The sequence below is a fragment of the Agrobacterium tumefaciens genome (genome assembly GCF_013337285.1).
GTDB lineage: Bacteria > Pseudomonadota > Alphaproteobacteria > Rhizobiales > Rhizobiaceae > Agrobacterium > Agrobacterium burrii.
The window spans coordinates 447,656-461,141 of record NZ_SUPW01000002.1; the positions used below are offsets into that span (position 1 = coordinate 447,656).

11 protein-coding genes are annotated in these 13,486 nt (G+C 58.2%); 6 read left to right on the top strand and 5 right to left on the bottom strand.

Going from position 1 to position 13,486, the window contains the following annotated elements:
• Positions 1–20: 20 nt before the first annotated feature.
• Complete coding sequence (gene carA, locus FCH38_RS07995; RefSeq protein WP_149900095.1) at positions 21–1,226, bottom strand: glutamine-hydrolyzing carbamoyl-phosphate synthase small subunit; 1,206 nt, start codon at positions 1,224–1,226, stop codon at positions 21–23.
• Positions 1,227–1,560: 334 nt separating this feature from the next.
• Between carA and FCH38_RS08000 the strand changes: the two genes are divergently transcribed.
• Positions 1,561–2,013 carry a GatB/YqeY domain-containing protein gene (locus tag FCH38_RS08000; RefSeq protein WP_149900096.1) on the top strand — a complete coding sequence of 151 codons (453 nt, stop codon included), beginning with the start codon at positions 1,561–1,563 and terminating at the stop codon, positions 2,011–2,013.
• Between the two features lie 289 nt (positions 2,014–2,302).
• Here the strand turns inward: FCH38_RS08000 and FCH38_RS08005 are convergent, their stop codons facing one another.
• On the bottom strand, positions 2,303–2,632 hold the full coding sequence (locus FCH38_RS08005) for a BrnA antitoxin family protein (RefSeq protein WP_149900097.1): 330 nt from the start codon (positions 2,630–2,632) through the stop codon (positions 2,303–2,305).
• Positions 2,595–2,888, bottom strand: coding sequence for a BrnT family toxin (locus tag FCH38_RS08010; protein WP_174373428.1), 294 nt, complete (start codon positions 2,886–2,888; stop codon positions 2,595–2,597). Before FCH38_RS08010 ends, FCH38_RS08005 begins: the two co-directional genes overlap by 38 nt.
• A gap of 186 nt (positions 2,889–3,074) precedes the next feature.
• Between FCH38_RS08010 and dnaG the strand changes: the two genes are divergently transcribed.
• The 3 genes from dnaG to FCH38_RS08025 all read left to right on the top strand — a co-directional run bounded on the left by dnaG (position 3,075) and on the right by FCH38_RS08025 (position 8,681).
• Positions 3,075–5,063: a DNA primase gene (dnaG, locus tag FCH38_RS08015; protein ID WP_174373429.1), complete on the top strand. Its 1,989-nt coding sequence runs from the start codon at positions 3,075–3,077 to the stop codon at positions 5,061–5,063.
• 382 nt (positions 5,064–5,445) lie between these two features.
• Entirely contained in the window at positions 5,446–7,500 is a 2,055-nt protein-coding gene (rpoD, locus tag FCH38_RS08020; protein ID WP_174373430.1) for an RNA polymerase sigma factor RpoD, read from the top strand.
• Between the two features lie 257 nt (positions 7,501–7,757).
• Positions 7,758–8,681 carry a DUF930 domain-containing protein gene (locus FCH38_RS08025; protein WP_174373431.1) on the top strand — a complete coding sequence of 308 codons (924 nt, stop codon included), beginning with the start codon at positions 7,758–7,760 and terminating at the stop codon, positions 8,679–8,681.
• A 114-nt stretch (positions 8,682–8,795) separates the two neighbouring features.
• On the opposite strand, the gene FCH38_RS08030 is transcribed toward FCH38_RS08025, so the two are convergent.
• Positions 8,796–11,348 carry an HWE histidine kinase domain-containing protein gene (locus FCH38_RS08030; protein WP_174373432.1) on the bottom strand — a complete coding sequence of 851 codons (2,553 nt, stop codon included), beginning with the start codon at positions 11,346–11,348 and terminating at the stop codon, positions 8,796–8,798.
• A 266-nt stretch (positions 11,349–11,614) separates the two neighbouring features.
• Here FCH38_RS08030 and FCH38_RS08035 point away from each other — a divergent pair, with 266 nt between their 5' ends.
• Entirely contained in the window at positions 11,615–12,037 is a 423-nt protein-coding gene (locus FCH38_RS08035) for a secondary thiamine-phosphate synthase enzyme YjbQ (protein WP_149900103.1), read from the top strand.
• Positions 12,038–12,187: 150 nt separating this feature from the next.
• Entirely contained in the window at positions 12,188–12,535 is a 348-nt protein-coding gene (locus FCH38_RS08040; RefSeq protein ID WP_149900104.1) for a hypothetical protein, read from the top strand.
• A gap of 165 nt (positions 12,536–12,700) precedes the next feature.
• Here the strand turns inward: FCH38_RS08040 and FCH38_RS08045 are convergent, their stop codons facing one another.
• Positions 12,701–13,444: an SIMPL domain-containing protein gene (locus tag FCH38_RS08045; protein ID WP_174373433.1), complete on the bottom strand. Its 744-nt coding sequence runs from the start codon at positions 13,442–13,444 to the stop codon at positions 12,701–12,703.
• Between the last annotated feature and the right edge of the window lie 42 nt (positions 13,445–13,486).

Genomic DNA, 13,486 nt, shown 5'->3' on the forward strand with positions numbered 1-13,486 from the left:
CCGGATATTTTGAAAGTCTATCAGCGCTCGGCGAGCGCTGCCTCACCTTGTCTCTCGCGTAGCAAGTTGACGAAGCGGCGGAAGAGGTAGTGGCTGTCCTGCGGGCCGGGCGATGCTTCCGGGTGATGCTGGACGGAGAAGACCGGCTTGCCGATAATGCGTAGGCCGCAATTGGTGCCGTCAAACAGCGACGTGTGGGTTTCCTCAATGCCTTCAGGCAGCGACTTGGCGTCGACTGCAAAGCCGTGGTTCATCGAGACGATTTCCACCTTGCCTGTCGTGAAGTCCTTGACCGGGTGGTTTGCGCCGTGATGGCCCTGATGCATCTTTTCGGTCTTTGCACCAACCGCGAGGCCGAGCATCTGGTGACCGAGGCAGATGCCGAAGATCGGCAGGTCGCTGTTGATGAGGTTCTGGATGACCGGAACGGCATATTCGCCTGTCGCGGCCGGGTCTCCTGGGCCGTTGGAGAGGAACACGCCATCCGGCTTCAGCGCCAGAATGTCTTCCGCCGATGTCTGGGCCGGAACCACCGTCACCTTGCAATCGAGACCGGCGAAAAGGCGCAGGATGTTGCGCTTGACGCCGAAATCCACGCAAACAACGTGGTACTTCGCATCGGCTTCGCCGAGCGAACCATAACCCTTGTTCCAGACCCACGGCGTTTCCGTCCAGGTCGAAGACTGGCCGGAGGTGGCTTCGATGGCGAGGTCGAGGCCGACGAGGCCGCTCCATGCCCTGGCTTCCGCCTTCAGCGCTTCAATGTCGAAGACGCCGTTCGGATCATGGGCGATGACCGCGTTCGGTGCGCCGTTTTCGCGGATCCATGCGGTCAGCGCGCGCGTATCGATGCCGCAAAGACCGATGACGCCGCGGGCTTTCAGCCAGGCATCCAGATGCTTGACGGCGCGGAAGTTCGACGGTTCGGTGATGTCGGCCTTGAAGATGACACCGACAGCGCCGCGGCGGGCGGCGGGGGTCAGGTCTTCGATGTCTTCTTCATTGGTGCCGACATTGCCGATATGCGGGAAGGTGAAGGTGACGATCTGGCCGAGATAGGACGGGTCGGTGAGGATTTCCTCGTAACCTGTCAGCGCCGTGTTGAAGCAGACTTCGGCCTGAACCTTGCCGGTTGCGCCGATGCCTGTGCCCTCGATCACCGTGCCATCGGCAAGAACAAGCATTGCGGTCGGTTTGCGGGTAGTCCAGGGCGCTGTCTCGGTCATCTCGTTCCGTTTCTGCCGCTTCGCACCCCGCCTCTTGAAAGGCAGGGGGTAAGGGGCCATTTTTGTCGCAGGCTTCGTGACATAAAGGGGCGCGCGAAAAACTCGCGTTCCGACCCTTCGTTAAAATCTCGTGCAGGTGCCGGAAAATAACGAAAGCAGCCCAAGCGGTCAACCGCAGGCTCAAGATTTACGCGGATTTAAGATGCCGTGGATTCAAGGGCTTATGCAATTGATTTGCTTGAGCGTAGTTGCTCGTTTATGTCGTTGCGAAAAATAAGGTGGAAAGTTTGCCTATCGCGAAGCTGCGGAATGGGCTTTCCCAAGGAGAAGAAAAATGCTGCGCGACACGTTCGCAAATACTTTGAAAGATGCGCTGAAGGCTCGTGATGCCCGACGTACATCGACCGTGCGTCTCATTCAGGCGGCCATCAAGGATCGCGATATCGCCAATCGCGGCGTTGGAAAAGACCCCGTCAGCGATGAAGATATCATGCAGATCCTGACCAAGATGGTGAAGCAGCGTGAAGAGTCGGCCGCCATCTATGAAGGCGCCAGCCGACCCGAGCTTGCCGCGCAGGAGCGCGAGGAAATCGTCATCATCAAGGAATTCATGCCGGAAGAAATCCCGGCCGAAAAGGTGCGCGAACTGTGCCAGGCCGTCATCAGCGAGACCGGCGCGTCCGGCCTGCGTGACATGGGCAAATGCATGAATGCGCTGAAGGAACGCTATCCCGGCCAGATCGACTTCGCCAAGGCCTCTGGCGTCGTCAAGGATTTGCTGAAGTAGGTTTCCGCCACTTGAGAGAAGTAAAGGCAGGGTAGCCGGAGCTACCCTGCCTTTTTTCTGCCGACGAAGATGCATTCCGGCGGATCAAAATGCTCTCCCGCGCAGGCTTTTTTCGGGGGACGTGCCTGCGGGCGTCGGCAGATTTATGGGAATGTTCAAGCACTGCCTTTGACTGTGCTTTGTTTTTACATCGTCGCGATGGGCCGCTCAAATTACAAAAACATAATTTTTGGTGATGTTGCACTGCCATAAATTTGCCTGAAGCCGGCGCAATGGCGGCCTGCCGTCTTCAACCCGGCCGCTTTTTTTGCTCATTCACATAGTGGCGCAGCACCGCATTCATGCGGGTTTGATAGCCTTTGCCAGTAGATTTGAAGAAGTCCACGACATCCTGATCGACGCGGATCGAAATCGATTGCTTGGGGGTGGGGAAAACCACTTCGGCCTTTGACCAGTCGATGTCTTCAAAGCCGGCCCAGTCCGGATCGTCGCGCGTGGCGCGGTCGATATCTTCGTCGGTCATGGCGTCGATGCGGGCCAAATCGGTGCGATCTTCACCTCTGGCGATCTTTTCCCGGATCTCATCCAGAGAATATCTGACGATACGTTCTTCGCTCATTTTTCCTTGTCGCTCTTGCCGATATGATCCGGCAGACCTCGCCCCGCATCGTATAGATGATTGCGATGAGATCGTCTGTTTCCGGGCATATCGCCAGAATACGACACTCCCCGTTTTGATCGGAGCGACTTTCCAGATGGGGTTGTGAAAGTGCTCTTGCCGCCCTTGGAAAGTCGATGCCGTGCTTCTCGATGTTGCTCAGTCGCTTGTTTTCATCCCATTCAAAGGAAATGAAGTTTTTCGTCACCACACCCATGAGTTACCTATCGCTGTTTTCAGCTCATAGGCACTTATGCATCGCGCGTGTATATGCGTTCGTATATGCGCCTGTATATACACTGATGTCAATGCCGCCTGTGAATATCGGGTATTATTTACCTACCCGTTTTGTAATGTGGTCTTTATGCGCTTATATGAAAGACTGGCCTCCAACAGGTAACCCATGCGCTTTTCCAATTCTTTTCTCGATGAGATACGCGACCGCGTGAACATCTCCGATGTGATCGGTCGACGTGTGTCCTGGGATAAGAAGAAGACCAACACGCCGAAGGGTGATTATTGGGCCTGCTGCCCGTTCCATGGCGAAAAAAGCCCGAGCTTTCACTGCGAGGACCGCAAGGGGCGGTATCATTGCTTTGGCTGCGGTGTGTCCGGCGATCATTTCCGATTTTTGACCGACCTTGAGGGCCTGAGTTTTCCCGAAGCCGTGCAGCAGATCGCCGATATGGCTGGCATTTCCATGCCGCAGCCCGATCCGCAGGCGGAAAAGCGTGAACGTGAGCGCACCTCCCTGCAGGACGTCATGGAAATGGCGACGCTGTTCTTTCAGGATCAGTTGCAGACGGCGCCTGGTGCGCGGGCGCGGGCTTACTTGCGCGATCGCGGGTTGACAGGGCGCACCATCGAGACATTCAGGCTCGGCTTTGCGCCGGATAGCCGCAACGCGCTCAAAGAGCATCTGGCGAGCAAGGGCGTGGCGAAGGAGCAGATGGAGGCCTGCGGGCTGGTGGTGCATGAAAATGTGCCGGTTTCCTATGACCGGTTCCGCGACCGCATCATGTTCCCCATCCTGTCGTCGCGCGAGAAGGTCATTGCTTTCGGCGGCCGCGCCATGGCGGCGGATGCGGTGGCGAAATATCTGAACTCCAACGAGACCGAGCTTTTTCACAAGGGCAATGTTCTCTACAATTTCGCCCGTGCGCGCCGCGCTTCGCAGGCGGCCGGCGGCACGGTCATCGCCGTCGAAGGTTATATGGATGTCATCGCGCTTTATCAGGCCGGTGTCGAAAATGCGGTGGCGCCGCTCGGCACGGCACTGACGGAAAGCCAACTCGATCTCCTCTGGAAAATGTCGCCGCAGCCGGTTCTCTGCTTCGATGGCGATGGTGCGGGCATTCGCGCCGCCAACCGTGCGGCTGATCTGGCTTTGCCGCATATCAAGCCGGATCGCTCCGTCAGCTTCGCTCTTCTGCCTGATGGCAAGGATCCGGACGATCTCGTGAAGCTCGAAGGGCGTGCACCGTTCGACCGCGTGCTTTCGGAAGCCAAGCCGCTTGCCGCGATGATCTGGAGCCGCGAGACCTCGTCGGTCACTTTCGATACGCCGGAAAAACGCGCCCAGCTTGAAAGCCGCCTGCGGCAGATCGTTGCCGTCATCGGCGACGAGGCGGTACGGCGGTTTTACCAGCAGGATATGCGCGACAGGCTGAATGGTTTCTTCCAGCCCCGCTTTCAGCAGGGCGGGCAACAGGGCAATAACTTCCGCCGCAATAATGGTGCGCAGGCCACGGGCCGTGGCTTCCAGCGCAATGCGTCGGGACGGGGCGGGGCCATGTCCGCGCCGGCCAGCAGTATATCGGACCGGTTGACGCAGTCGGGTCTGGTCAGGGGGCATCAGACCAAACCGTCGCTCCGGGAAAGCGTTCTTGCCATCACCATCGTCAACCATCCTGAATTGCTGCTCGAGGAATATGACGAGATCGCTGCGATTGACTACGAGAACCGTGATCTGCAGCGGCTGTGGTCGACGGTGCTGACATACGCGGCCGAGAGTGCGGCTGATATATCGCGGGCAGGGCTGATCGAACGGCTGTTGCAGCATGGTTTTGAGGGGCTTTTGAAGACCATGGACCGGCAGGTGCGCAATACCCGAGAATGGACGGCGACCGAACAGGCGGCGCTGGAGGATGCGCGCGAAGGATATGTGCAGGCGCTTTCCCTGCATAAGAGAACGAAGTCCCTGCTTTGGCAGATGCGGGAGCTGGAGCGGGAAATCGGCGAGGCGACGGATGACGAGCGCGGCACGCTTCTGGTACGGGCGTTGGCCGAGGTGCAGCTGGAAATCGGCCGCATGGAAAATCAGGAAGCGATCATCGATGGTTTCGGGGTCATGTCCGGCCGGGTGAAGGGGCCAGCCTTCGGCCATGGCTGAGAGAATTGAAAGACGTGTGGGGTTGCCTTTTCCGGCAAGCGTCCTAAATAGGGGATAGTCTGGTGATAACCGCGAAATGCGGCCTTTTTTGAGAAATTCCGTGGCTGTCTCGCCCTCAAAGGCTTGACGGGGCGGGAAATAGCGGGAATCACCATTTCATGAATAGTAAAGTGGAATGAGCCTTGGCGGATAGAAATTGCATGAGCAAGCATTTCCGGGTGCACTGTCTTTGCATTCTGCCTGAGGCTGCCGTGGTTAATCGGCAATTAAAGATCACTCCGTTAGGTGTCTGACAGTGATTCGCGGCAAACCGCTGGATGCTCAAGGGGCGGACGGCGATGCGGCGGAACAGGTGTTAGCGTCAGGGAAAGCGACGAGATAGATGGCAACCAAAGTCAAAGAAAACGAAGAAGCAGAAAACGAACGCGACGGTGCGACGGACGGTCCGCTTCTCGATCTTTCGGATGACGCGGTCAAGAAAATGATCAAGGCCGCCAAGAAGCGCGGCTATGTGACGATGGACGAGCTGAATTCCGTCCTGCCGTCCGAAGAGGTGACCTCCGAGCAGATCGAAGACACGATGGCGATGCTGTCCGATATGGGCATCAACGTTATCGAGGACGAGGATGCTGAGGAAGCGTCTGGCGAGGCCGAGAGCGACGATTCGGAATCGGAAGAGTCCGAAGGCGGCGAACTGGCGCCTTCCAGCGGCACAGCCCTTGCGACCGCCAAGAAAAAAGAACCGACCGACCGTACCGACGACCCGGTGCGCATGTATCTGCGCGAAATGGGTTCCGTCGAGCTTCTGTCGCGTGAAGGCGAAATCGCCATCGCCAAACGCATCGAGGCCGGCCGCGAAACGATGATTTCGGGCCTGTGCGAAAGCCCGCTGACGTTCCAGGCGCTGATCATCTGGCGCGACGAACTGAACGAAGGCACGACGCTGCTGCGCGAGATCATCGATCTCGAAACCACCTATTCCGGCCCGGAAGCCAAGGCTGCGCCGCAGTTCCAGAGCCCGGAAAAGATCGAGGCCGACCGCAAGGCTGCCGAAGAGAAGGAAAAGACCCGCCGGCTGCGTTCGCCGACCGGCGACGAAGATGTGACTGACGTTGGCGGCGACGGCCTGCCGCCGGAAGAGGAAGAAGAGGACGACGACGAGTCCAATCTTTCGCTTGCGGCGATGGAAGCCGAACTGCGCCCGCAGGTCATGGAAACGCTCGATACCATTGCTGACACCTACAAGAAGCTGCGCAAGCTTCAGGATCAGCAGGTTGAGGCGCGTCTTGCCTGCACGGGCACCCTGTCTTCCGGACAGGAGCGTCGTTACAAGGAACTGAAGGATCAGCTGATCACGGCCGTCAAGTCGTTGTCGCTGAACCAGAACCGTATCGACAGCCTCGTCGAGCAGCTTTACGACATTTCCAAGCGTCTGATGCAGAATGAAGGCCGGCTGCTGCGCCTTGCCGAATCCTACGGCGTCAAGCGCGACAGCTTCCTCGAGCAGTATCACGGTGCGGAACTCGATCCGAACTGGATGAAGTCGATTACCAATCTGGCCGCTCGCGGCTGGAAGGAATTCGCCCGCGAGGAAAGCAACACGATCCGGGAAATCCGTCAGGAAATCCAGAACCTCTCCACGGAAACCGGCATTTCCATCGCCGAATTCCGCCGCATCGTTTCGATGGTCCAGAAGGGTGAGCGCGAAGCGCGTATCGCCAAGAAGGAGATGGTCGAGGCCAACCTGCGTCTGGTGATCTCGATTGCGAAGAAATACACCAACCGTGGTCTTCAGTTCCTCGATCTCATTCAGGAAGGCAATATCGGCCTGATGAAGGCGGTGGACAAGTTCGAATATCGCCGTGGTTACAAGTTCTCGACCTATGCGACCTGGTGGATCAGGCAGGCGATCACCCGTTCGATTGCCGATCAGGCGCGCACGATCCGTATCCCGGTTCACATGATCGAGACGATCAACAAGATCGTTCGTACCTCGCGCCAGATGCTGCACGAGATCGGCCGCGAGCCGACCCCGGAAGAGCTGGCCGAGAAGCTCGCCATGCCGCTTGAAAAGGTGCGCAAGGTTCTGAAGATCGCCAAGGAACCGATTTCGCTCGAAACCCCCGTGGGTGACGAAGAGGATTCGCATCTCGGCGACTTCATCGAGGACAAGAACGCGCTGTTGCCGATCGATGCCGCCATTCAGGCGAACCTTCGCGAGACGACGACCCGCGTTCTGGCGTCGCTGACGCCGCGTGAAGAACGTGTTCTGCGCATGCGTTTCGGCATCGGCATGAACACTGACCATACGCTGGAAGAAGTCGGCCAGCAGTTCTCGGTCACGCGCGAACGTATCCGCCAGATCGAAGCGAAGGCGCTGCGCAAGCTGAAGCATCCGAGCCGCTCGAGAAAGCTGCGCAGCTTCCTCGACAGCTAAGCGTTCCGCTTCCTTTAAAATTGAACCCGGTCAGTCACCTCTGGCCGGGTTTTTTGTTTCCCGCACTGGCGAACTCTGCGACAAGCCTTATGTGTGAAAATAAAGCGCTCCGCTCTTCTCTGAAAAGCCAGATGCTTTATCCCTTTGTTTTTACGCATTGTCCTGATGTGACGGCGGTTTCGCTTTTACAGGCAATGCTCAGGTTCGATGAGATGGAACAGGTTTCGGCAGAAAAATGGCGGTGGAGAGGTTGGGCTGTGCCCGTCTCCGTGCTGCTGCATCTTGCCGTTGTCGCGATCTTCCTTTTCGAACTGCCGGAACGGATAGCCGAACCGCAGGAGCCGGAAAGCATCAGCGTCGATCTGGTGTCGCCGCCCGAGGAGAAGAAGGCAGAGGAAGGCAAGCCGCCCGGTGCGGAAGAGGCAAAGCAGGAGGAAAAACCGCAACCTCCCCCACCCCCGCCTGCGCCGCCGGCAGAGGAAGCAAAACCTTTGCCGCCCATGCCGGCAACGCTGCCCGCCATCGCCATGAGGCCGGAAGAGGCGCAGTCGGACTCCGAAGACAAGCCGGGAAAGGCGGAAGAAGCGGAAAAGACCGACCCTTCCGAGCAACCAGAAAGCCAGCCGGAAAAAACGGCAGAGGAGAAGCCCGCGCCTGCTGCCGCCAATAGCGATCTTCAGGCCTCCGCCGATCAGGGGGAAATTGCGGTTTCGCCCGTCAGGCAAGAGGCTGAGCCGGAGCGGGCGCCTGTGCCGCAGGCGAAGCCCACTGAGGAAAAGCCAGCTGACGTGGCGGAAGAAAAGCCCGCAAAACTTCCTGCTGCCAAAAACCTATTGTCTTCGGCGCTGCTTTCTCCGGCCCAGAGACGCCAGATGTTCGGTGATTTACCGCCGCGCCGCCGTGTCGTGCAGCTTTGCAGCACGGAAGCGCTGGCCCAAATTCAGAGTGCGGGATTTGCCGCCAGAGGCATGATACCATTTTCGGACACCGGTGGCAGGATATCCGGGAACTCAATCGATGCTTCGGGCGGCGCATTCAACACCGGCAATAGCTGGCACGATGTATCGTTCCAGTGCGAGGTTGATCTGGAGAACTATACCGTAACGGAATTCCGATTTAAAATCGGCAATGCGATAAGCCCGGATGATGCGAAAAAGCGCGGCTTCACACGTTTTCAATGAGGGCGGCAGATTCTGAGATTGCTAGTGGAGTCTCCAACCTCTTCTACGTCATCCTCGGGACAAGCACGAGGACGACGTAGAGCGAAGCATCAGCGTTCTCGTGAACCCAAGGCGTTACACCCTCTCCGGATCACCCACCAACAGCCCGATACCCGCCATCAACGCATCCTCGTCATAGGGTTTGCGTATCACCGGCACATTGCCGAATTCATCCGGTACCATGCTGCCATCCGCATAACCGGTGGCAAAGAGGAAGGGAACGCCGCGGCGGTGAAGTTCTCTGGCGACCGGGATCGAAGTGTCTGAACCGAGGTTGATGTCGAGAATGGCGACATCAGGCACGTAAGTCTTCAGCTTTTCAATCGCCATCGCCGATGAGGTCGCCGTTTCGATCGTCTTGATGCCGTTGTCTTCCAGCATGTTTTCGACATCCATGGCGATCAGCATCTGGTCTTCGACAAGCAATATCTTCAACGGTTCCTCCCGATTGTAACGTCTGGCCTGTGGCGCGATTTCTTCTTCGGTTTTTGCGGTGGAAGCCGCCGCGACCGATGAAACGTGGCGGGAGGGCAGGACAAGGTCCGCCTCCAGCCCGTCCGGCAAATATCGCATCGTGCTGCGTCCGCCGAGATCATAAGGAATGCTGCGGCTGATGAGCGCCGTGCCGAAACCGGCGCGCGACGGCGTCGGCAGCGTGGTTGGCAGGGTTTCACGCCATTGGATTTCGCAATCGCGGTTCTCGTTGATTTCCCAGTGCACGTGCAATTGCCCGCCGGTCTGCGAAAGCGCACCATATTTGGCGGCATTCGTTGCCAGTTCATGCAGAACCAGCGCCATGACGGAGAAAGCGCGCGAATCGAGCGTGACCTGGGGTCCGGCAAGGTGCACCAAGGTTTCCGTGGACCGATGCGGCGACAATTCGGCATCCAGCAGGTCGCGCAACGCTCCGCCGCCTTCACCGCGAATGATCTGGTCATGGGCAAAGGACAGCGCCTGAATGCGGCCCTTCAGCGCGGTGACGTATTCCTGCAGGGTCTTGCCCTCCTGCGAGGGATTGCCGACCAGCGATTTGATGATGGCCAGAACATTCTTGACGCGGTGGTTGAGCTCCTCGTTTAGCATGCGCTGGCGCACTTCCGCACGCTCCCTTTCGCCGGCCATCAGTTCGCTGTGATGGAAGGCGACCTCGACAAGCGCAATTCTGGCGGCTTCGGCAATTTCCCGGTCGGCTTCCGACCAGGGCTGCGCCTGCAGGCGAACGGTTTCTTTCCAGATCGCGAAACTCTTGCGGGGGGTGAGGCGGTCGCCCAACGGCCCGGTCTCATAGGATTTTTCCGGATTGCCTGCCCAGTTCAGATTTTGCACGATCTCCTTGCGGAAAAACAGCAGATAGTCGTTCTTGACCTGCGACAATGGAATGGCGAGCATTCCGGCAGCGGTGCTGGCATAGATCTCCGCTTCCGGTATGGCCTGCGACAGCGCATGGGTGGCCCAGACCTTGCCTTCGGAAGCGGATGCAACGAAACGCGTCAGTCTTGGAATGGTGTCCTGCGGCGGTGTTGCGCCATGGCCGTGCCAGTTGTTGCCCACCCAGAGCCCGACGCCATCGCAGGGCATCAGATCGGCAAAATCCTGAAAACTGTCGATCAGCAGTTCTTCGATGTTGGCGTGGTGGGCGGCAAGCCGCAGGAAGCGGTCAAGTGCAGCATGGGCGTGGTTGACGGTATCGAGCCGGCGCTTCTGCTTCAGGACCTGCAGATGCATGGAGAAAAACTCTCCGAACATTTCGGCGGCGATCCTGACCGGCATCGTCAACACGCGCGGAGAATAATGGTGACAGGCAATCAGGCCCCAGAGAGCACCATCGACAATCACCGAAATCGACATGGAGGCGCCGACACCCATGTTGCGAAGATATTCGCAGTGGATGGGTGAGACGCTGCGCAGATGCGCGAAGGACAGATCGAGCGGTTCGCCGGAGACATCGAGAGCGGGCAGGACTGCAACGCGTGCGCCGCTGGCGTCAGAAATGATGCGCAGCGTGTTTTTGAGATAAAGCGCGCGCGCCTGCTGCGGTATGTCGCTGGCCGGAAAATACTGCCCGAGAAAGCTCTCCAGTTCCGGCTGCTTTGCCTCAGACACGACCTTGCCGGCCCCGTCTTCCTCAAAACGATAGATCATCACCCGGTCGTAACCGAGCGTCGCCTTTATCAGCCGGGTCGTTCTGGAAATCAGGGTTTCGAGACTGTCGGCCTCGCGGATGCGGTCCACCATCTTGCGTGCCGTGCCGAGCGGCTGTGTTTCGCTTTGCGACGGTTCGAACTCGATGATGGTGGTGGATTTGTAGCGGTGCAGAGCAATATCGAAGTTGCGGCCATCGATCATCTGCATGTGGGGCAGCATGGCGGGGCGCGTGGTTCTGCCGGTGACAGTCAGCGCGTTGCGAAGATCGTGGACGAGGTCTTTTCCGAGCACCTCTTCGGCAGTCCTGCCGTTCAGATCGCCCTCGATACCCAGAATGTCGCGACAGTTTTCCGAATGCCGCAGAACCATGCGCAGGGAATTGTCGCAGGCGATCAGACAGCCATGCGGTTGAATATAACCTGGAATGTGGATGGGTTCGCGGTCGCAATTGGTCAGGTCGACTTGATAGTCAGTGGATGCCATGAAGAAGTCTTTCGCACCCTGTGCCTGGCTTGGTTCTTGTCTTGCGCTGAAAATGATCTGTTCGTCGAGGGACGGGGAAGCCTGAATAGTTCATTCTGATATTGCCAACCCTTCCCCGTTTTCTTGCAACCGTGACGCTGCTTTTCCGTTAGTTGTTACGGCCCGCCGTCGCGTTATTATTTTATCTCTATCGTTATCGGATAGAATTTGACATGCCGTAACGTTGGCAGCGCCGATTTTGTTCCAGCGTGTTTGAAAGAAAAAATGTGCCGCAAAAGACAATAACCATCGCCACCCATGGTCAGGGGCTCTACGAATTCACATCCGAGGCCACGGGTTTCGTGAGAGAGACCGGCGTGGATGAAGGCTTGCTGACCGTCTTCGTCCGGCACACATCCTGCTCGCTGCTTATCCAGGAAAATGCCGATCCGGATGTCCGGCGCGATCTCTCGATGTTCTTCTCCCGCCTCGTGCCGCCTTCGGACGACGCCTCGATGCGCTGGATTATCCACACGCTGGAAGGCCCTGACGATATGCCTGCCCATATCAAATCTGCCCTGACGGCGGTTTCCATTGGCGTACCGATCGGGCAGGGCAGGCTCGCGCTTGGCACGTGGCAGGGGCTTTACCTGTTCGAGCACCGAGACCGACCGCATCGCCGCGAAATCGTGCTGCATATCTCCGCCTGATATTTCGTTCGATAATGTGTGTTTTCCCGTTAACAACCATGAACCTCTGCTGAACATGCGGTTCTGTTCATATTCAGATGTTTGAGGCTAGGGTCTCCTCAATCGCTGAGGGACGTTCCCTGCCGGCGAAGAACAAATGGAGTGAGTTTCATGTTCAACACCTTTGCAAAAGCCGGCCTCGCCGCTCTCATTGCCTTCGGCGGCATCTCCGTCACCGCTCCTGCGGCTTCGGCTGGTTCGGATGTTCAGTTCAGAGTTCAGGTTCAGGATGGCTATGGCCATGACAGAGGCCGTGGCCCGGGCTGGGGTCGTCCTGATCGCCCGCGCTTTGGTTGCTCGCCGCGTTTTGCGGAAGAAAAGGCAAGCCGCATGGGTCTTCGCCGTGCCCGCGTTGTTGATGTATCGCCGCGCCGCGTTGTGGTTGCAGGCTTCGACCGTCGAGGCCGTGACCGCATCGTTTTCGCCAATGAGCGCGGCTGCCCGGTCATCCGCCGCTAAAGCGGACAATATCGATCCGGTGACATCCCCGTCCGCCGGATGGATAAAAAATGCCCCTCGCTTGTCCGGAAAGGCAGGCGAGGGGCATTTCTTTTTTTAACCGGCCGATGGCCGGATTTAAAAACGGTCGGGAGGCGACACGCAGGTGCCGCCCCTGAAGTGTTCTTACTGTTCGAGGGCGAAGGTGACGTTGACCACCACGCTGTAATTGTTCTCACCCGAAGCGATCGGCACGCTGTCGGCTTCCTTCATCATCGAAGCGCGCATCGCGCCGGCTGGTACCGGCATCGGGCGCTGCGAGTTTTCGCTGATCTGAATGACGCGGCCGAGCTTCACGCCTGCCGCTTCCGTCAGCGTCTTCGCCTTGGCGATAGCATCGGCCACGGCCTGCTTGCGGGCCTCGGTCACCGTGGCTTCGGGCTTGTCATTGCTGAAGGTGATATCGCCGCCCTGATTGATGCCAAGCTTGACGGAGGTATCGAGGATCGCGCCGAGCTTCTTCAGGTCGCGCACCCGCACGGTCAGGCCGTTGGAAACCTGATAGCCGGTGATCTCAGGCGCAATATAAACGCCATCCTTGGGCTCATAATGCTTGTAGAGCGGCTGTACCGAGAAATTGCTGGTCTGCAGATCCCGGTCTTCGATAGCGGCTTCTTTCAGCGCTTTCAGAACCTCGGCGAGCGCCTTGGAATTCTCCGTAAGCGCCGCAGCCGCCGTCTCTGCCTGCTTGACGACGCTGAAGGACAGGATCGCCATATCAGGGGCAATGGCCGCCTGGCCTTCACCGGAAACACTGATGGTTGCTTCACGCGGGTTGGCGTCCTGCGCAAGCACCTGGCTAGCCAGGGGCACCATTGCTGCTGCGGTCAAAGCGGTGAGTGCGAAAAGGCGGGCCTTTTTTGTCGTCATGGTGTTTCCTCGTTGATTGTGTCCCTTTGGAGGGTATTGCCT

Excerpts from the sequence above, each read along its gene's own strand:
- FCH38_RS08010 (WP_174373428.1), bottom strand. The coding sequence starts at position 2,888 with ATGGGTGTGGTGACGAAAAACTTCATTTCCTTTGAATGGGATGAAAAC.
- dnaG (WP_174373429.1), top strand. The coding sequence starts at position 3,075 with ATGCGCTTTTCCAATTCTTTTCTCGATGAGATACGCGACCGCGTGAAC.
- FCH38_RS08005 (WP_149900097.1), bottom strand. The coding sequence starts at position 2,632 with ATGAGCGAAGAACGTATCGTCAGATATTCTCTGGATGAGATCCGGGAA.
- rpoD (WP_174373430.1), top strand. The coding sequence starts at position 5,446 with ATGGCAACCAAAGTCAAAGAAAACGAAGAAGCAGAAAACGAACGCGAC.
- FCH38_RS08045 (WP_174373433.1), bottom strand. The coding sequence starts at position 13,444 with ATGACGACAAAAAAGGCCCGCCTTTTCGCACTCACCGCTTTGACCGCA.
- FCH38_RS08000 (WP_149900096.1), top strand. The coding sequence starts at position 1,561 with ATGCTGCGCGACACGTTCGCAAATACTTTGAAAGATGCGCTGAAGGCT.
- FCH38_RS08030 (WP_174373432.1), bottom strand. The coding sequence starts at position 11,348 with ATGGCATCCACTGACTATCAAGTCGACCTGACCAATTGCGACCGCGAA.
- carA (WP_149900095.1), bottom strand. The coding sequence starts at position 1,226 with ATGACCGAGACAGCGCCCTGGACTACCCGCAAACCGACCGCAATGCTT.
- FCH38_RS08040 (WP_149900104.1), top strand. The coding sequence starts at position 12,188 with ATGTTCAACACCTTTGCAAAAGCCGGCCTCGCCGCTCTCATTGCCTTC.